General features: G+C 46.3%; 13 protein-coding genes. 3 read left to right on the top strand and 10 right to left on the bottom strand.

Annotated elements, in window-relative coordinates; translation table 11 throughout:
- The first annotated feature begins 354 nt into the window (after window positions 1-354).
- Entirely contained in the window at window positions 355-2,652 is a 2,298-nt protein-coding gene (locus KFE26_RS07460) for an OmcA/MtrC family decaheme c-type cytochrome (protein ID WP_212600042.1), read from the top strand.
- A 107-nt stretch (window positions 2,653-2,759) separates the two neighbouring features.
- On the opposite strand, the gene KFE26_RS07455 is transcribed toward KFE26_RS07460, so the two are convergent.
- The 8 genes from KFE26_RS07455 to KFE26_RS07420 form a co-directional block, all read right to left on the bottom strand.
- A complete protein-coding gene (locus KFE26_RS07455) occupies window positions 2,760-3,443 on the bottom strand; it encodes a DUF2982 domain-containing protein (protein WP_212600041.1) in 684 nt (227 codons plus the stop codon).
- Between the two features lie 57 nt (window positions 3,444-3,500).
- Window positions 3,501-4,202: a YdcF family protein gene (locus KFE26_RS07450; RefSeq protein WP_212600078.1), complete on the bottom strand. Its 702-nt coding sequence runs from the start codon at window positions 4,200-4,202 to the stop codon at window positions 3,501-3,503.
- Window positions 4,203-4,420: 218 nt separating this feature from the next.
- Window positions 4,421-5,338 carry a fructokinase gene (gene mak, locus KFE26_RS07445; protein ID WP_212600040.1) on the bottom strand — a complete coding sequence of 306 codons (918 nt, stop codon included), beginning with the start codon at window positions 5,336-5,338 and terminating at the stop codon, window positions 4,421-4,423.
- Window positions 5,339-5,399: 61 nt separating this feature from the next.
- A complete protein-coding gene (gene cysQ, locus KFE26_RS07440) occupies window positions 5,400-6,206 on the bottom strand; it encodes a 3'(2'),5'-bisphosphate nucleotidase CysQ (RefSeq protein ID WP_212600039.1) in 807 nt (268 codons plus the stop codon).
- A 357-nt stretch (window positions 6,207-6,563) separates the two neighbouring features.
- Window positions 6,564-7,685 carry a dTDP-4-dehydrorhamnose reductase gene (gene rfbD, locus KFE26_RS07435; RefSeq protein ID WP_212600038.1) on the bottom strand — a complete coding sequence of 374 codons (1,122 nt, stop codon included), beginning with the start codon at window positions 7,683-7,685 and terminating at the stop codon, window positions 6,564-6,566.
- A 6-nt stretch (window positions 7,686-7,691) separates the two neighbouring features.
- Window positions 7,692-8,456, bottom strand: a complete 765-nt coding sequence (locus KFE26_RS07430; protein WP_028760589.1) for a phosphatase — start codon at window positions 8,454-8,456, stop codon at window positions 7,692-7,694.
- A 50-nt stretch (window positions 8,457-8,506) separates the two neighbouring features.
- The gene (locus KFE26_RS07425; RefSeq protein ID WP_212600037.1) at window positions 8,507-11,731 is read right to left on the bottom strand and encodes a DEAD/DEAH box helicase; all 3,225 of its coding nucleotides are present in this window, start codon (window positions 11,729-11,731) and stop codon (window positions 8,507-8,509) included.
- Window positions 11,732-11,993: 262 nt separating this feature from the next.
- Window positions 11,994-13,883, bottom strand: a complete 1,890-nt coding sequence (locus KFE26_RS07420; protein ID WP_249195608.1) for a DUF885 domain-containing protein — start codon at window positions 13,881-13,883, stop codon at window positions 11,994-11,996.
- Between the two features lie 567 nt (window positions 13,884-14,450).
- On the opposite strand from KFE26_RS07420, the gene KFE26_RS07415 reads away from it, so the two are divergent.
- Window positions 14,451-14,660: a cold-shock protein gene (locus tag KFE26_RS07415; RefSeq protein ID WP_006080998.1), complete on the top strand. Its 210-nt coding sequence runs from the start codon at window positions 14,451-14,453 to the stop codon at window positions 14,658-14,660.
- Window positions 14,661-14,770: 110 nt separating this feature from the next.
- On the opposite strand, the gene KFE26_RS07410 is transcribed toward KFE26_RS07415, so the two are convergent.
- Window positions 14,771-16,717: a monovalent cation:proton antiporter family protein gene (locus tag KFE26_RS07410; RefSeq protein ID WP_212600036.1), complete on the bottom strand. Its 1,947-nt coding sequence runs from the start codon at window positions 16,715-16,717 to the stop codon at window positions 14,771-14,773.
- A 171-nt stretch (window positions 16,718-16,888) separates the two neighbouring features.
- On the opposite strand from KFE26_RS07410, the gene KFE26_RS07405 reads away from it, so the two are divergent.
- On the top strand, window positions 16,889-17,779 hold the full coding sequence (locus KFE26_RS07405; RefSeq protein ID WP_105249714.1) for a GGDEF domain-containing protein: 891 nt from the start codon (window positions 16,889-16,891) through the stop codon (window positions 17,777-17,779).
- A gap of 140 nt (window positions 17,780-17,919) precedes the next feature.
- Here KFE26_RS07405 and tilS read toward each other — a convergent pair whose 3' ends face one another.
- Complete coding sequence (gene tilS / locus KFE26_RS07400) at window positions 17,920-19,359, bottom strand: tRNA lysidine(34) synthetase TilS (RefSeq protein WP_212600035.1); 1,440 nt, start codon at window positions 19,357-19,359, stop codon at window positions 17,920-17,922.
- Window positions 19,360-19,373: the final 14 nt, after the last annotated feature.

Below are 19,373 nucleotides of genomic sequence, written 5' to 3'. Positions count from 1 at the left end.
TGCCATATCTTCCCCCCATCCTCGCCCTCTTATCCCATTGCTTTTATGCTCAAAACCTTAAGATAACGACTTAAGATTTAGGCTCTCTTAACATCGTTCATTTTGCTTAACCGAAAATGAATTCATCATTTCGGCCTAAGTTTAAAGATTAAAATCGTGATACACATCATAGGCTAGCGGCTTAATTTCACTATTTAAAATATCAAAATGCAAAGTTTAGAATTACCATTCACGGGTGTTAAATCATCGTTCACATATCAGATACAAATTTGCAAATACCACTTTATAAGTAGATGAATCCTCCTATATTAGAGGCACTGCACACGCAGTCTTATAGATAGAAAAAGGGACGCGATGATGAAAAACTACAATAAATCTCTACTGGCACTGGCTCTCGTCAGTACCTTAAGTCTTACCGCCTGCGGGGACGGAAGCGATGGTCAAGATGGGGCACCTGGCACACCAGGTACACCCGGAACACCAGGCACTCCCGGAACACCAGGTACACCCGGAGCCCCTGCGGGTTCCTTCGCAACGACAGCTCAATCCATTACAGATCTGGCATTCACTTTAAGTCCTGCTGACATTAAAGTAACCAGCAGTGAAGGCTTCAGTGTTAAATTTACTGTTACGGGTAAAAATGCAGGCAAAGTAGTCCCTTTCAAAGGACTGGATAAAATTGCAATTTATTCTTTAACAGCAAATGAAAACACCTCAGGTACTGGCGCACCGATTGAGTGGCAAAATAATGCCACGGCAAATGCCGCTGGCACTTCGTTAACTTGTACTCTAAACGGCCTGAACGGAACTAAAAACGCTTGTACTTTAACCGAAGATACAGCGACGCCAGGCACTTACACAGCAACTTGGACTTATGGTGGCGCAGCGCCAATCATCAATCCAAATGATAATCCAAACGCAGTACACAGAGTCTTTTTACGTGCTTACAACATCGCCGATAGTACAGGTGTCGTCCTATCTGACAAGATTTTGTCTGTACCCGTTGATTTTATCCCTGCAACAGATGAATTAGGTGTATCGGGTAAAGACACAGTATCTAGTGCGGCATGTAAAAACTGTCACGGTGAAGTAGACGGCCATATCGCGAAGATTGAAGCCCACCATAACTACCAAGATGTTAAAAACTGCGTAACTTGTCATAACCCTGATCTCGTTCCAAGTGACGCACAACTGGCCGAAGGTTGGGTATTTGATTTTGCTCCCATGATCCATAGGATCCACGCAGGTCATCACATCAGTGACAGCTTAAGTGGCGAAGCAAAAGAATATTTCGGTGAAGTTGGTTTCCCATCTGATTTGAAAGAATGTAAATCTTGTCATGATGGTGCACCAAGTTATAACACCAATATTTATGCACAAGCTTGTGTGGGTTGTCATATCAATGTGAACTTCACCACTGGCGAAAACCATTCAGAATTTGGTTTAGCCCAAGCTGATGATACTCAATGTAAATCTTGCCATGGCAGCGGTAGCTTAACACCTGAAGCTGTACACAGTGTCGGTAAACGCGCTGAGTATGCAAGCCTATTCAAAGTTGACTTTACCAGTGCTGCAGTAGTGACTTCAGCAGCACCTGGAATGAAAACATTGACATTAAAAGCCAATGTGACCATGAATGGCGCTGCAATTCCTAACGGAACCGATTTAAAAGTGTATAACGCGACAACTAACCCTACTGGTATGTTTGTGGCTAACGGCTTATTACTGGGTAACGTAACCACTGATGGTACTGTTTATGCTTGGAGAGATGTCAAACCAACAGCAATCGCTCTTAAGCTTGAAAATGGTACGCTGGTCGATGGTGTATTAACCTTCGTAAAAGATATTCCCGATGCCCAAGCTGTAGGTACTATCTACGTCAGTTCAGAAGCCAACGTCTGTATCAAAGCAGGTAAAGTGAGTAGCTGTAATGCCACAGGACTTGAATTTGGCCCAACAAATCCAATTGGTAACACTGCTCCTGTTAAATTCTATAGCTTAGATGCTTCTGCAGTAGTTAAAGCTCGAATGACAGATCCTGCTCGAATTACCGTAGAAGAAGCAAAATGTAACGCCTGTCACGGCACCTTAGATTATATCAAGGGCACCAGACACGGAACTTACACTTTTGATCAATGTATGAACTGTCACAACGATACAACAGGTGCATCAGGCCATAAAACAGTGGTTTCTAAAGGTGAAGACGGTAGCAAAGTCATTAATCCAGAAGTCACTTTCAATAACAAAGACCTATTCACCGTCGCCCACCGCTTCCACAGTGGTAACTTTGATGTTATCGCAGGAATCTTCCGCGATGCCAATGGTGAATTAGTCGGTTATCCATCACCAGAAACTGCATGTTCTGCCTGTCACAAAGATGATGCAAAACTGTTTGCGACTGACGGTGGTTTAGCCTCTGAGAAACGTTCAATCAAAGTGGGTAGCAACTACATTAGCCCAGTAGCTGAATCATGCCGTAGCTGTCACGCTCACTCTGATGCAGCGGCTGTCGCTCACTTTAGAAGCAACGGTGCTGTGGTTGAAGCTGACGCAATGACAGATCCTAACTTACCAGTAGAATCTTGCGCAACTTGTCATGCTGAAGGTAAAACCTACGGTGTAGATAAGGTACACGCAGAGGTAGCACACTAGTACCTTTGGGTTGCCCCTGCACAACCCAAACTTTAATCTCTGCAACTCATTGGGGACCCTAGGGTCCCCTTTTTTATTGCTGATGATCTTCAATTGAGATTGTAGATTTAACCAGCTGAGCGGCTACATTGTGCAATACGTTGTCTAAGTAACTTAATAAAGTCCTTAGGTTCCCTATCTAAACTGTCATGGGGAATATACAAGTGATACCCTAAACGCGTATCTAACATCACGCAGCGATGCCCAAACATAGCCAATACACCACGATAACGATCCCCTTCTATCACTAAAGGGCCAAACTCAGCGCCGAGATAAGTTTCTAAAGTCGCTAAGTCTGCATCTTGAGAGGCGGCTGTCACCAGCAAAGGTCGCTGTTCAGTTAATAATCCTGTTGCTAGACGCAGGGAAATATTATCGAGAATGGGATTTAAATGTTTCAGTTTAATGCCTAAATAAGATAACTCTATAGTATCTAAACCATTAGTCACCCGCGGAATATCGACCCGCTGAATATTATCCCAATCGATAGCCACTTTGCCGCGGCGATGAAAATAGGTCAGCCCCTTGTCATCTAGTGCTAGAGTCGTTTCCGGCTCATACACCTTGGCTAAACCGAGAATGAGTGAAATAGCGCCCAAACTAAAAAACATCAAACCGACAGCAAACAAGGCCGGCCACGTCAGAAACAGTCCCAAACCCAGCACCAGACTTAAGCCTCCCAGCCAAGTTAAGGTTAACCCATTTCGTTTCGATAAAGGACGCACAGATACTATTTCTGACTCAATTGTCATTGTTCATCTTCCTGTTAAAACTCACTATCTTTAGACTGAACTTGGCAAACCACGCCTTTAACTTACGGCCTTTATCCATAACCACAAACGGCCAATGTATTCGTGAATCGCCCGTTGAGAAGCCACTAAATTATCGGCGGTTAACCGCCACCAAAAATCATCTCGGCCAATAAAATCCGTTGGGGCAGCATCGGGGTGTAAGCCTTTAGTGGCGAAAATAGCCATCGCCCTTGGCATATGAGTGGCCGATGTGACTAAGCGAAAGGGCTCCTCCCCTAACTCCCACTTTAAGTATTGCGCTTCTTCTATCGTATCGCGCGCCAGTGGAAATTGAATAATTCGGCTTTTATCAACACCTAGCTCTACCGCGGCTTTAGCCATCATTTCAGCATGGGAAAATTGAGTGAGTTCACCACCCCAGCCGCTGACGATCAACATACACTCTTGACCCAACTTAAGTTGCCGAATTCCTTCAGTTAACCTTGTAAGGGCGACGTCCGATAAGGATTGCACCGCCGTCGCTCCCGCTATATCAGCATGCCCTGAACCTAATACCATCACAAAACAAGCGCCTGCGATGGGCGTGGAATTAATCGGGTAAGCTGATTCTAACGGCCGCACTAAGGTATTCACACTCAGCTGACTGCTTAAAAACAGTAAGAGAAAAAAAGCGCAGGATACTAAGTATTTTGCCATACTGCGACGGCGCCATACTAGAAAAGAAATCAGTAATAACAATAGGATAAAGGGAATCGGCATCATCCCCTGTGAAACAACTTTCTTAACCCAAAACATGATGTCCATGCCAAGCAATCCAAAGGAGCGCAATCATAGCATCAAAATACGGGGGGAATACATCGCACATAAAGCTAGCCCAGCGTTTTACTGGGCTATTGTTTACAAGACTCTAATATCACTAGACGTTGATTTCATAGCGTAATGAGTTCACTGGTGGAGTTTATATCTTCAATAATGGATCACTTTTCCCACAACCAAGCGGCACCGCGCACACCCGATGAACAACCGTATAGATTCTGCACCACAGGCGTATGACACTCACGCCCCACCACATAATGGGCCAGCAATGCCGGTAATCTTGGGTAAATCGCCGCGACATTCGACATTCCGCCGCCCAACACTATGGCATCGGGATCGAGCATATTGATCACATGGGCGAGTGAACGAGCGAGCCTATCCATATAACGATCAAATGCAGCAACCGCAATGGCGTCACCTTCATCGACTAACAACATAATATCGGCACCTGATTTGGCAGCAGCGCGCACTGTACCCGCAGCCGTCAAAGCCGCATTATAATCACGCACAAAGCCAGTGCCAGAGATAAAGGTCTCGATACAATCGGGATTACCACAGAAGCAACGGGTGGTATTGAACTCTTCCTTAGTCATCCAAGGCAGAGGATTATGACCCCATTCACCGCCGATACCATTACCACCACCGTGAACTTTGCCGTTAATTGCCACACCCGCGCCGCAGCCAGTACCAATAATCACGCCAAACACCACAGAAGCGCCAGCGGCTGCCCCATCGACCGCCTCTGATACCGCAAAACAGTTTGCATCATTGGCAACCCGTACTTCACGCTGCAACAATTCCCCTAAATGTACATCGAGGGGCTGACCATTGATCCACGTCGAGTTAGCATTTTTGACTAAACCTGAATAGGGCGATACCACACCTGGAATACCCACGCCGACAGTGCCTTTCTCGCCAAGAGTCGCTTCCGCTTCCTTAACTAAATCAACCACCGCAGCAAGCGTGCCCTGATAGTCACGTGGCGTCGTCACACGTTTGCGAAATAGCTCATTGCCCTCATCACTCAGTGCGACTAATTCTATTTTTGTTCCGCCTAAATCGACGCCCATGCGCATCATGAATTACTACTCCAGTGTTTAGCTTGCCCTTTCATCAAGTGAGATTGATGCAAGGCAATCGTTATTTTACCCAGCCAGGAGCTGTGGCAATAAAGTAAGGGTTTAAAATGTCAGGTTTTTGATTATAAGTTAATGGTTCACCTGAGTCATAACAGACAACTGTACCGCCAGCACTTTCGAGCACAGCTTGCGCCGCTGCGGTATCCCACTCACTGGTAGGACCCAGTCTGGGGTACAGATCGGCACTGCCTTCTGCCAACATACAAAACTTAAGCGAGCTACCCATGCTTAAGATGTCATGCTCACCAAACTGTTGTAAATATTGCGCTAAGCCAGGGCTCAAGTGCGAGCGACTGCCGACAATCATCGGCATTTCGCGTGGCGTGTTGGCGCCCAATAAGGGGCTCTCTTGACCCGCTTGTTGGCGCCATGCACCTAAATGTTTAGCGCCGTAATAATAGGTATCGAGCACAGGCGCATATACTACACCTGCGATAGCAACCCCTTGATGGATAAGCGCAATATTGACGGTAAACTCGCCATTGCGTTTAATAAATTCCTTAGTGCCATCTAAAGGATCAATCAACCAATAGGTTTGCCATTGACGACGCACGTCCCACGCGATATCCGCCGCTTCCTCAGACATAATAGGAATACCGACAAACTGCTGCGCCAATGCCGCCACTATCACGTGGTGCGCGGCTAAATCAGCCGCCGTCACGGGGCTATCGTCCCCCTTATGGCTCACCGAAAAGTCATCTTGACCATAAACTGTCATAATGGCATCGCCTGCGGCTTTGGCAATCGCGACCACTTGCAGTAGATCTTGTTTGGTTAATGTCTGCGCTATTGTCGTCTTGTCTGTCACTGAAACTTCCTTAATGCATTAAATATCTTGGCATTATGCCATTGTCATCCAAGGGGAATTTAGAACAAATTCATCATACATCAAGCAAAATAGACTAAGACTCGCAGCTTAAACCGCGGTGCACAAAACCACAGATAAACAAAGTGATTACGATACTAAGGCAAGCCATTGGCGCTGAGAAGAGGCTTAAGTCCAGCTGCATTCGTATTCACAGCCTATGTTTTCATATTGATAGTCTAAAGCCGTCGCTTAAATCTGATTATTGGCGGGCTTTTTGTTTTCGAAAGTGTTAATCACTACGATGATGTAAACGCTTAACGCCTGATTAAACATGCCTAAACCCAAATGTGAGTCACGCTAATTATCGTCATGATAGCGTCGCAACATGCAATTCAGTTGCTGACGCCAATCTTGCCATACGACGTTATCAGGTATAGGCAGTGTGGTATTGACAGCCAAAGCGGACTGCACTTTGACACTATCCAACACGCTATAACTCGGCCTCTTTGCCAAACTCATGCCGCGATTTAATGCCTGTTTAGCATAGTGAGCGCTGGTAATCGGCTGGATAACCACAGGTTGACTTAACAGATTGAGCGCTAGGGCTTGTCGCTGGATTTCACAGGCAAATTCATACCAACTGCATTGGCCTTGGGCGCTGTAATGAAATACGCCCGAGCACTGTTGCATGACTAATTGCCAAATCACCTTAGCGAGTGCATCACTCCACGTCGGACAGCCGATTTGATCGACTATCACCTGCAATCTTGGTTGAGTGCGCATCAAGTTCAGCATGGTTTGGACAAAATTATGCCCATCTTGACCGTAGAGCCATGAGGTGCGCACAATCGTTGCACGCTCGCCCAGAACCGCTAATACCTTCTGCTCGCCGAGCAACTTACTCGTACCGTAAGCAGACAACGGCTCGGGAGCATCGAGTTCAACAAAAGGCCTTGGTAAATGATTTGGAGCTGAGTCTTGATTTTGATGCTGCTCAACGCCAGTTTCTCTAACATCACGAACAGCATGACCACCAAACACATAATCGCTCGACACATGCAGTAGGCGCGCCCCCGACAGCCAACATTGCTGCGCCAATAACTCAGGGCCGAGTGCATTCACGCGATTGGCTTCGATTGCATCATGCTCAGCTGCGTCGACCGCATTATAGGCCGCACAATTGATCACCCAGCTTGGTCGATATTGAGTAAACACTGCGGCAATATTGGCGGCATCGGTAATGTCTAACTGACTACGACTTAGCGCATAAAGCTTAAGTGGTACGACTGAGTTTGCACTTGTACTTGTACTTGTGCTGGTATTTGGGGCTAGCTCACCAATATCGGCAGCGACTCTCAGCAAGGCCTGAGCGAGCTGACTCTTCGCGCCAGTGATTAACACCACTTGAGGAGTGTTAGCGACTGTGGCACTCGCCGCCCCGCATTGAAGTGGCGTCACTTTAGTTGCCACTATTTTCATCACTAATCAACAGCATGGCTCATCGTCACTGAATAAGGGGATCAAATCAGCAACGGTTTCATGGCCACGGGCGGCTAAAAAGGCTAAGAGTGCTGAAGGACTACGATTGAGTAATCGTGATGGCGGATAAGCCACTTCATCGATAATCGCTTGCGCCCGCGCAAAACCGCCTAAGCTAAAAGCCACATGGGAATCAGAGCCCATAACTAAAATCGTGCCAAATTCCTTGGCCGCTTTGGCAATCGCAGTGCAATTGGCTTCGCTGCCCTTACGGGACACTTCAAAGGAGGAATTGTTAATTTCGAGCGCCACACCGTATTCAGCAGCGGCGCGGGCAACGGCTTCAATATCAATTGGATAGGCGGGGTTTCCCGGATGAGTAATGATATCAACCTTGCCGCTCTTAATCGCATTAATCATGGCCTCTGTGTGAGTTGCTTTATCTGACGGAGGATAGACGGGCTCATGAAATCCTGCGAGCACAATATCGAGCTGCTTTAAATAATCGCCAAAGAAATCAATCTCGCCGTCGATATTTTTGATATTGGCTTCGATACCCCGCAAAATCCCGACGCCATCAACCATACGTGGCAAAACTCTTAAATTCACAAAGTGCCAAAAATGCGGCGCATCGGCCATCGCAGGCCCATGATCTGTGGTGGCAAATAGGCGAATCCCCTTCTGCTTTGCCACCGCTAAGTAGTCATGAATCGTGCTATAAGCATGGCTCGAAGCCACAGTATGGGTATGAGTGTCGACTTGGTACTGCATGGTTCACCTCAGTCAAATGATTCAATCAATTTAGAAAAACTGGCCACGATTTAGCTAAAGAGCGATAACAGTTCATCGGCGCTTCCTTGCCATGTGCCCTTGCCTTTACCTTCGAGAATACTGTCCGCCAGACTTTGCTTATGCTGCTGCATTTCTTGGATTTTTTCTTCGACTGTACCTTCTGCAATCAGCTTATAGACAAACACGGGCTTATCTTGGCCGATACGATGGGCTCTATCCGTAGCCTGTTTTTCCGCCGCCGGATTCCACCAGGGATCATAGTGGATCACAGTATCCGCCGCGGTGAGATTGAGCCCAGTGCCGCCCGCTTTTAAGCTGATTAAGAACACAGGCGTATCGCCCTCTTGGAACTTATCTATCTGCGCTTGGCGCAGGCGAGTTTGTCCTGTGAGTTTACTGTAATCGAGCCCCAGGTCCACCAGCTCAGCTTCAATCAAGCTGAGCATGCTAGTGAACTGGCTGAAGATCAATATCTTACGTCCCTCTTGCACCATCTCGGGCAAGTTCTGCTTCAGCCAGTCTAACTTAGCATTATTCTTCACTTTCTGCGCTTGCTCTAACTTCACCAAGCGCGGATCGCAGCAGGCTTGGCGCAACTTAAGTAAGGCATCGAGAAACTCGATATGACTGCTACCAACGCCTTGAGTGGCAAATAAATCCCGCAGTTTTTTCTCCATCACCAGTCGAATACTCTCGTAGAGATTTCGCTGATCTTTTTCTAACTCTAAGCTCTGGGAGATTTCGGTTTTAGGGGGTAATTCACCGACCACTTCATCTTTGGTTCGGCGCAGCACAAAAGGCGCAATCCGTTGACTCAAGATTTGCGCTTGTTCCATATCGCCATAACGTTCAATTTTGTGCCTAAAGGATTTGTTAAAGAAGGCATTCGTGCCGAGTAGTCCGGGCAAACAAAAATCCATTAAAGACTTAAGTTCGCCCAAATGATTTTCAAGCGGCGTACCCGACAGGCACAATCTAAACGGCGCTTTAAGATCTTTAATCACTTGAGTCACTTTCGCCTGCGCATTTTTTATCTGCTGCGCTTCATCCAGCACGATATGTTCAAACACCTGCCGTTGATAATAGTCACTGTCGCGCACGATCAGCGGATAGGTCGTCACCACAATATCAAACTCATTTAAGCGTTCGAGCAAAGGCTTGCGTAAAGCACCATGAATAACGACTAGCTTTAACGAAGGCGCAAATTTCGCGGCTTCTTTCGCCCAATTACCCACCAAGCTCGTTGGGCAAATAATTAAACTCGGTGAACAACTTGCCACCGTGGATTTTAGTTCTTGCTGCTTGAGTAAAAAAGCCAAGGTTTGAATGGTTTTACCCAGCCCCATATCATCGGCCAAAATACCGCCAAGCTGATATTCCTTTAAGAAACAGAGCCAATTCAACCCTTGCTGTTGATACTGACGTAATTCAGCATGTAAGTTGTCTGGGACTGCGACCTCTAACACACCGTTAAAATTTTCGAGCTTAGTCGCTAAACTGCGCACTCGTTCACCATTAAGCAGACGAATATCACTGTCGGCAAAATCATTTAATAGGTGGGCACGGTATTTAGGCAAAGACACGCTATTGCCTTTGTGGCTATCGAATAGTTCTAAAATAATGCTGATCAGCGGCTTAATCACGCTGGCTTTGACTTTTAACCAATCACCATTTGGGCTGGGTAACAGCAGTTCTGCATCATCGGCGGGCTCACCGTACTGCTTAAGCCAAGTGGCAATTAAGGGCAGCATAGGCACTATTTGACCATCGATATCAGCATTCAGTGACAGAGAAAACCACCCCTCTTGCGTATCATCCAGCTCAATCGCCAGCGGAGTCTCAATGACATTTAAGCTGAAATTGTCGGCAAAATGCACTTGGTAGCCCACCAAGGCCTCCAGGATCGGGATTTCCTGTTGAATAAAGTGCAACCAAGCATCAATCGTTTCAGGCAGTGAACCTAACCCCCAAATACTGACATAGCTGCCACTGTTAGGGATAAAAGAAGGCGCAAGCTCCACCAGTTCCAATGCCATCAAACGATTAATCGCATCCATTTCCGCATCGAGTTGACGCGCGATTTGATAGGTTTTGCCTTGATGGGTGACTAAGGACAAGGGCTCGTCGGGATACTGACCGCCGAGCACCACATCTTGGTAGATAAACTCCAGCAGCACTAATGGCTGCGCCATAGCAAACTCAGGTAAATCCTGCGATGTTAAGGTCAACCTAACTTGAAGCGGCACTTGCAGCTCGACAAAATCAATCAAAGCCGGCGTAGGTACCGTTTTCGCCGAAAAATGCTTAATCAGTTTGTGGCTCACCAGTTCAATCTGTGAGCTAGGCACTGGCGGCATCTGACTGAGTAATAACAGCTTTTCAACACTGATCTCTGTGTCCAATGCACCAATTTTAAAATAATCTAAATCGATATAAGTCGGTGGCTCACAGGGGATCAGCTCCCAATTGTCTTTATTGGGCAGCATTAACTGCATTTGTTTATGCTCGGCATCCTTATCTAGCCAAATGAATTCAGGCTTGCTCGCTTCACCTCGGGTGAGCGGTAAACGGCTCTCCTCCCAAAAACACCGCCCAGTGACGAGCATTTTTTCCAGTGCCATGGCACCTAACTGAGCTTTAAGATACAGACGCGAGGCCCCGTGGCGGCGGGTCGACATAATGAGATTGATGATGAGTACGTCTTCGGCGCCAATCCAAGCGGGCATGTAATATTGCACATCGGATAACGCGATTTTAGAGCCTTTGTTATAGCCGCCCTTCTTCGCCAGCTTGCCTTTTCTTAGTTCAAGGTAAACGCCGTTATCATCTTTGGATAACACGTACAGCACGCGATCGTCATAGAGTAAATCGACATTTGAAACCGTGAGATCATCACTTTCGTCTAGCAGATGTAACCACTGGGTAATACGTTGATCTTCAACGGTTCTATCACTCAGTAAACTGTAAAGCACGGCGGCAATATGCTTGCAATGCCCAGTGGCGGGGCATGAACAGAAGCCATTCATGATCAACTTATGGTTAACACTTACGAGGCGAATATCTTGACGATAGGGCTGGGATTCCGTCCCCATGACGCGACCTTCAATATGACGAAAATCGGCATTCGCTTTGGCGCTCAACACCCGTCCCTTCATCACATAATCACGGGCGCGCATTAAGGTTGGCGGCGTGAATAATGACTCAATCGTGGTTCGAGTCAATTGGATAGGATCTTGGGGGGACAAGCGATTCATGTAAAAACCTTGAAACTAAAAATATCAACTCCGAGCAATAGTAAGCCATTGCCGCGCGACATTTATCAATAAGTTGTGTGGGATTGTATTGAAAGCCTTGGCCGAAAGCCAGAATGATAGCCACGATAGACAGCCCCACCATGCCCGCAGGATAAAATAACAAACTTATCCGCAGACAGGGAATGGGTCTCATACAGAGAAAAGTCATTGATAAGTAATACTTTATTATCAATTACTGAGCATTAACTGTTACAACCAAACGCTAAATTTTCGCTTTAGCGTCAGTGGCTTTAGCGTCAGTGGCTTTAGCGTCAGTGGCTTTAGCCCCAGCACTTTTTTTATCAGCAATGTAGCGGTCGACCAGTGTTTCTAAGATATCCAAAGGAACTGCACCATTCTTCAGAACTACATCGTGGAAATCCCTGAGATCGAACTTATCACCTAAGGCCAACTTGGCTTTTTCGCGCAGTTCGAGAATGTTCATCATGCCGACTTTATAAGCCGTCGCTTGACCTGGCATAACGATATAACGCTCAATCTCAGCCGTGACATCGCGATCGGACATGCCAGTATTTTTCTTCATATAGTCAATCGCTTGCTCGCGAGTCCAACCACTATGATGAATACCCGTATCCACCACTAGACGCACAGCGCGGAACAACTCAGCCTGCAGACGACCGATATTATCAAAGGGATCCTTTTGAAAACCGAGCTCCCAAGCCAAACGTTCGCTATATAAAGCCCAACCTTCAATGTACGCCGTAAAAGGCGCCATCTTACGAATAAGTGGCATACCTTCTAACTCCATCGCCACTGCAATTTGGAAATGATGCCCTGGGATCCCCTCGTGGTAGGCTAAAGTGCGCATACCGTATTTAGGCGTGGCCTTGATGTCATATAAATTGGCATAGAAACGCCCTGGACGACTACCGTCTATCGCGGGCTGCTGATAATAGGCACCCGGTGCTGTTTTCTCTTTAAATTCAGGAATGCGCACCACTTCCATGCCTGCTTCGGGTCGAATACGGAAGGCATCACCGAGTCCCGCATTCACTTCATCAAGAATCGCTTGATAATCGACGAGGATTTGCGCCCTACCCGCATCGCTATCCTCGTAGTAAAACTTAGGATCGGCGGCTAATGCTTCAATCGCGACCGAGAAACCTTGGCTCACATCGTAACCTTCAGCAGCTAAAATAGTCATGATTTCATTTTGAATGCGATCTACCTCAGCGAGCCCTTTGGCATGGATTTCATCCGCAGTGTAATTAGTGGTCGTAAAGAACTTCAGCAATTGCTCATAGGCAAGGTTGCCATTTGGCAGCGCCCAATAACCATCATCCGTCCCAGCTTTGGCTTGTAGCTGGGTAAGGTAGTCGATAAATAATTGATACGCTGGATGCACGTAACCTTTAATGTCCGCTTCCACCGCTGCCAATAACCGTGCTTGCTCATCGGCACTGATATCCGTGTCAGCCAATTTAGTTTTGAAGGAACTGTAGAGAATATTGTCTTGAATCGGCGTCGCGACAAACTCATTCATCTCGGTCAGAACACGCTCAATCACAAACTTTGGCGGGATAATCCCCTTAGCCTCACGAATTTTTAAGCCTTCGAGAGTTTGCGCAAACTTAAGTTTCACTTTTTGTAAACGCGACAGATAGTTTTCAGCATCGCCCACAGAATGCACTTGGTGCTGCGCCTGCATAAAGCTGGGATAACCGTTTTGCACGCCAAACAACTGATTCAGCGGATAGTTATGGTAACGATACGGCTCAGAGATCAGCGCAAAATCGGCAAGATATAGGGCGATATCCTTGGAGATACGTTGATTTTCATCTAAATCCGCATCGGAATAGCTCAATAGGGTTTCACGCAGATCTCGCACTTGCGCGAAAGTCTTATCCATCGCCTCAGGACTATCGTCATCCAACTCTGCGTTATGGCCTGTAATCCCTACCGATTCCAAGAATCCCAATGAAGTCAAGGTCTCAGGGCTTTCGAAAGCCATCTTGACCACACTGCGGTCTAGAAATGCGCGAAAGAAAAACGGCTTTTTCGCAAACCATTCATGGACGGCCAGCGCCACTAATAACAGCACTAAGACTAAGCTGCCAAGTCCAATCCGTTTTAGTACTGTTTTCAACGTCATTCTCCATTCTTAATTATATTCAATCTAAAGTTATCGCCCTGAATCCATAGCTCAAGCACGTTTTTATTGGATGACGAGAATACCATTAACCACAAATAAGCAACAATTCAATAACGTAACGAATCATGACAGAATCCTTACCTAAGCATACAAGCCGCATTTAAACCTAATGGAACGGATTGAAAGGTTAATCGCAAGTCAGTCATGGCAAACATAAAAAAACTTTCACACTAGATAACAATCAAAAACAAAATCTAAATAGTTGAATATTAATAGTTATATCTAATTCCGCACTCAATAAGTCGCAAAAAAGCAGTTTCAATATGAGAGGTATTTAAAAATAAAACTATACAAACCCCTAGAGTATGTTAATCTGCACTCCGGCCTGTGATTCAGACCTATTTATAAGCAATATTATGTATTTGAAAACCTTCGCTACGCCTGTAATATTTTTTTTGCTGTCATGAAGCTTTCCACTCATAACTTATCATCAATGTAAATAATTCTATTTCTGGCTAACATACCGCATAATTGCGAATTATTTGTTTGAAAATTTTGGAGACATTCATGTCTAAAACTACTGGTGTAGTTAAATGGTTTAACGAAGATAAAGGTTTTGGTTTTATTTCTCCTGACAATGGTGGCGCTGACGCATTCGTTCATTTCCGCGCAATCGTTTCAGAAGGCTTTAAAACTCTTGCTGAAGGTCAAAAGGTTTCTTTTGACATCGAACAAGGCCAAAAAGGTCCTCAAGCTGCGAACGTAGTTATTCTGTAATTAGACTTTGTCTAATTTAAGTTAACAAGTTCCAGACAAAAATGCCGACACTATGTCGGCATTTTTATATCTGCATTTTCATCCATATCAAAAGAGTGAACCTCAGGCCTTTAGCCATGTAGGAGCTTAGCCTCAGCTTTCTCAAGTCGCCGTGGTTTACCCACTATCAGTAAGATATCCCCTGCACGAAAAACCCAGTCCTGCTCAGGATGTTCCACTTCGGCGCCATTGCGACGAATCGCCCTTAACTCTACTTTCAATGTTTCCCACAGGATATCGGCAACGGTTTTACCAATCGCATCAGCCCCACGCGGTAATGCCACCGCATGCAATGACTCTAAAGTAAAATCAGTTTCTGTGCCGGAAAAGAAGCCGTGTAAAAATTGATAATGATTGCGCCGCTCAGATTCTAGCCGTTTTAGGATCCGTGCCAATGGCACACCACATTGGTGTAATACCTGCGATACTAACATCAAGCTCCCCTCTAAAGACTCAGGGATCACTTGATTAGCTCCCGCCTTTTTAAGCAAGTCTAGATCGCTGTCGTCTTTAGTTCTAACTAAAATTTTAGCCTCTGGTGCCAATAATTTACATAAAGGTAAGACTTCTTCTAAACTACGTGACTCACAAAAAGTGATAACGATCATCTTAGCCTGTTTAACGCCCATTTGTTTTAAAATTGCCCGTTTACACACATCACCGAAATAAATAGGTTCGCCAGCACGACGCGCTTCAGTGACGCGCGTTGGATCGAGATCCAATACCAGATAAGGTACAGCTTCAGTTTTTAAAAAACGGGCAATGGTTTGTCCTACTCGGCCGTAACCAAAAATCATCACCAGCTCATGATCATCCATCATCAATGGCACAGCTTCATCCACATGCTTTGCCTGACGGATCCCCAGCGCCCATTTAGCAATATCCACACTATGACGAACTAACCAAGGAGCTATTGCCATGGAAAGCACGGCGACCATGACTAATATGGTACTGATCTCATTATTTAAAAGTTGATAGTTGACCGCTAAAGCCAATACAACAAAACTGAACTCCCCCACTTGAGCTAAGCTCATAGCCGTACTCATCGCAATTCGAAAAGGCTCGCCTACTAATCTTAAAATGCCATGAATGATCAGCGCCTTACCTAGCACAACCGCCACTAAGATCAGCAGTATCTGCCACCAGAAACGCATCACTAAGGTAAAGTCCAGCATCATGCCAATGGAGATGAAAAACAGCCCCATCAATAGATCGCGAAACGGCCGTATATCCGCCTCAAGTTGTCGGCGGTACTGGCTTTCTCCCAGCAACATACCCGCCATAAATGCCCCCAGCGCCATAGATAATCCTAGCCACTGAGTAAAAGCCCCTGTGACAAGCGCAACGACTAAGGTCGATAATACAAACAGCTCATTGGAGCGAGAACGCGCAACCTCATCAAATATCCGCGGCAACGCCCACTTACCAAACGCCATTAAGAGGAAAAAGGCCAAAATACCTTTTAGCAAGGCGAAGGCGATGTCCGCGACCATCAAAGGTTCGCCGCCATTGGCCAGTAATGGCAATAGGATCAACAACGGCACAACCGCTAAATCTTGGAACAAAAGCACGCTGACGGAGAGTTCGCCGTGGCGGCGCCTCAGCCATCCTTGTTCATTGAGCAATTTAAGGACAATAGCAGTAGATGACAACGCGATGGCAGCACCGATAACCAAGGCTTCAACCCAATTCAGGCCGCACAATAGGGCCACGCCCATGGTCAACAGGGTCGTTATCACCATCTGTGCACTGCCTAAGCCAAATACAGTCCGGCGCATGGCCCACAGCCGCGGCACAGAGAACTCTAAGCCTAAGGTAAACATCAGCAGCACTACGCCAAGTTCGGCGACAGATTGCATTTGATGCTGGGTAAACCAGTGAAAACCACTCGGGCCACTCACTACCCCTGTGAGTAAATAAGCCAGAATTGCGGGTAGGCCCAAACGGCGCAGCACAGCAATGGCCACAATGGCAATCACGAGCATAAGTAATACTTGGATTAAAAAGCTATGTTCCATTGGGCGCTATGACTCCTGTCAAAATGCTGACGAGTCAAAAAATTTAACTCTCAGTTTTAAGCTTAACTGAATGACTAACAAAGACAAATTTTATTAACAAATATTGCGGCACGGTATTTGCTTAGACTAGGTTAGAGATGTATCGCACTAACATTTGCTGGAGTGATGATTATGGACTTTGGCCTAGCGACCGAGCTATATCCCGACGAATATCGCTATCAAACAGAACATTATAGTCCCAATGATAATCCATTGGACTTGATACAAGTGATCCAACAACTGCACGCCAGTTTAGATCCTAGGACAGTCTTTGCCTGCTATGGCAAAGTGCTGGGACAACACTTGCCGATCCAAGGCGTGCGCTTAACCTATGGCGAGCACAAATTCAGCTGGGGCAAACGTTATGGTATCAGCGTCAAACGACAGCTCATGTGTGCAGGAATGCCATTAACGATTCAGTACCAACTGGTGACGCCATTTACGCCATCACAAACCTCAAACTTACAGGATATTGAACCGCTGTTATTGCAACCTTTATTAAATGCGTTGCAATATCAAGAAATGTCGATGCAAGCTATGTTTGACTCGCTCACTGGCTTAGGCAATCGCCATTATTACAGTCAGAGTCTCAGCAATGCGACCGCAAGAGCCCATCGAAAACAAGGAGCCGTCGCTCTCATAGTGCTCGATCTTGATAACTTTAAACAACTTAATGATAAATTCGGCCATAAATGTGGTGACTATATTCTGAAGGAATTTGGTGACATCATTCGTGCAACCATACGCAATACAGATCAAGCCTTCCGGATTGGTGGTGATGAATTCGTCATTATTGTCCAAGGCAATATTCATGCGGCTGGCTTGTTATGTGAACGGATTGTCTCGGTAATCAATCAGCACAGTAGTTTCAATCAATTTGGGGTGAGCTGTAGTTTAGGGGCGGCAGAATCACACGATACCATTGAAGCCGAACAACTTTATGAACTTGCCGATAAGGCGCTTTATCAAGCCAAAGCCGCCGGACGTAACTGCTATAAACTCAGCCAAAATCAATTAGTTTAACACGCGCAGGGATGCCAAATGAAATGCGATAACTCACTCGCAGCGCGTACCCCATAAAGGTCTAAATCAAACTGACGCGCTGCGTTCCACTCTCCTCTCGCTTTCCTAGAACACACCAATATTCCAAGATTGACTCTCGACTAGAATTCCTTTGCTTCCTCAACAAACACCTGTAAACCAAGTCCATTCGACTCAACAATAAAGCCCTTTTCAACCCACAGTCCAATTGCCATCACCAGTTGCTCGCCATAAAACACAAACCCCACCTTTTCGCGTACCCAAGGCGGAATGGCAAACTCTTGCCACAGTTTCTTTAATTCTCGCCCCTTACCCCGAGAATGCGGGTGGCAGCGAAATTGTCCCGCAAGTTGATAACGCACACTAACGACTTCATCAGGCCAAGGTAAACGGACTCTGGGACCTTGTTTTATCACTATCAGCCTAATCTGCTCACCATTCGCTAAGCCCTCTAGCGACACGACTAATTCGGTACTATCTCCCTGTAATAAAGAAATAAAGTCATGCTGTGGCAATGTCCAACTCACAGGCTGAGTGTGACGTTTGTGAGTTTGATACTTGAATAAATAGACTTGATTAGCAAAGCGACGGATTTCACACTCACCCACTCGAATATGCACTTTAGCATCGTCTTTCGCGTTAAGAAGCTGAGTGATGATTTGCTTAAGCTGCACCTTTGAGGGCAAGGCGAACCCTTGGGATTCAATAAAACCCCGCAAGAGTAACGCTTGCCAGTCGGCTGACTGTTCGGCAAAACCATCGAGCTTGAATACACTTTGAGTATGGTAAGGGGCTTGGGTTAACCATAAAGGTAAACGTTCACTCACCTGCACATCCAACGTTGCCTGTTGCTCGGCGCACAATGCCGCGCTGCGACTCGCGGTTGTCGCAATACTCGGCCAGCGTGCTTTTAAGCGGGGAATGATTTCTAAGCGTAAAAAATTTCGATCGTACTTATCGTCTTGATTACTTTCATCTTCGATATGCACTAAGCCTTGCTGTTTTGCGTAGGCTTCAATTTGCTCACGGCTGATATCCAATAACGGCCGCAGTTGTCTGCCTTGTGCTAATGCTTGAACTTGTCCCATGGCCGCCAGCCCTTTCGGTCCCTGACCACGTTTCAGCGCCAGTAAGATAGTCTCAAGCTGATCGTCTTCATGGTGAGCCGTCAGCAACACATCATTGGCACTTAAATGCCGCTCAATCGCTTGATAACGGACTTTTCGTGCTTCGGCTTCAAGGCTCAATCTTGGCCCACGATTAACCGCGACTCGCTCAACCGTCACGGGCAGATCGTAATACAGGCCCCGCTCAAGGCAATGCAGTGCCCAAGCCTCAGCGTTATCGCTTAGGCCATGGTGTACATACACTAGCTGATAATTAAACTCCGGATGTTGCCGTGCAAACTGGCTTAAACCAAAGGCCAAGACTTCGGAATCAACCCCACCACTGTAAGCCAGTACTAACTTGCTGTCAGGCGCTAAGGATTGCGCTGCCAAAAAATCACAGATATGCGCGCTGAGATCGCCAGCAGTCAACGCTTCGTCACGCTTAGCCGACATAAGTTAACTTCATC

Origin of the sequence: Shewanella sp. M16 (assembly GCF_018224605.1) — a bacterium.
Lineage (GTDB): Bacteria > Pseudomonadota > Gammaproteobacteria > Enterobacterales > Shewanellaceae > Shewanella > Shewanella oncorhynchi.
The sequence above is the reverse complement of the archived record's forward strand: the minus strand, read 5'-3'. Positions and strand labels throughout refer to the sequence as shown.

Excerpts from the sequence above, each read along its gene's own strand:
- KFE26_RS07410 (WP_212600036.1), bottom strand. The coding sequence starts at position 16,717 with ATGGAACATAGCTTTTTAATCCAAGTATTACTTATGCTCGTGATTGCC.
- KFE26_RS07425 (WP_212600037.1), bottom strand. The coding sequence starts at position 11,731 with ATGAATCGCTTGTCCCCCCAAGATCCTATCCAATTGACTCGAACCACG.
- rfbD (WP_212600038.1), bottom strand. The coding sequence starts at position 7,685 with ATGAAAATAGTGGCAACTAAAGTGACGCCACTTCAATGCGGGGCGGCG.
- KFE26_RS07450 (WP_212600078.1), bottom strand. The coding sequence starts at position 4,202 with ATGCCGATTCCCTTTATCCTATTGTTATTACTGATTTCTTTTCTAGTA.
- KFE26_RS07405 (WP_105249714.1), top strand. The coding sequence starts at position 16,889 with ATGGACTTTGGCCTAGCGACCGAGCTATATCCCGACGAATATCGCTAT.
- tilS (WP_212600035.1), bottom strand. The coding sequence starts at position 19,359 with ATGTCGGCTAAGCGTGACGAAGCGTTGACTGCTGGCGATCTCAGCGCG.
- KFE26_RS07460 (WP_212600042.1), top strand. The coding sequence starts at position 355 with ATGATGAAAAACTACAATAAATCTCTACTGGCACTGGCTCTCGTCAGT.
- KFE26_RS07430 (WP_028760589.1), bottom strand. The coding sequence starts at position 8,456 with ATGCAGTACCAAGTCGACACTCATACCCATACTGTGGCTTCGAGCCAT.
- KFE26_RS07455 (WP_212600041.1), bottom strand. The coding sequence starts at position 3,443 with ATGACAATTGAGTCAGAAATAGTATCTGTGCGTCCTTTATCGAAACGA.
- KFE26_RS07420 (WP_249195608.1), bottom strand. The coding sequence starts at position 13,883 with ATGACGTTGAAAACAGTACTAAAACGGATTGGACTTGGCAGCTTAGTC.
- KFE26_RS07415 (WP_006080998.1), top strand. The coding sequence starts at position 14,451 with ATGTCTAAAACTACTGGTGTAGTTAAATGGTTTAACGAAGATAAAGGT.
- mak (WP_212600040.1), bottom strand. The coding sequence starts at position 5,338 with ATGATGCGCATGGGCGTCGATTTAGGCGGAACAAAAATAGAATTAGTC.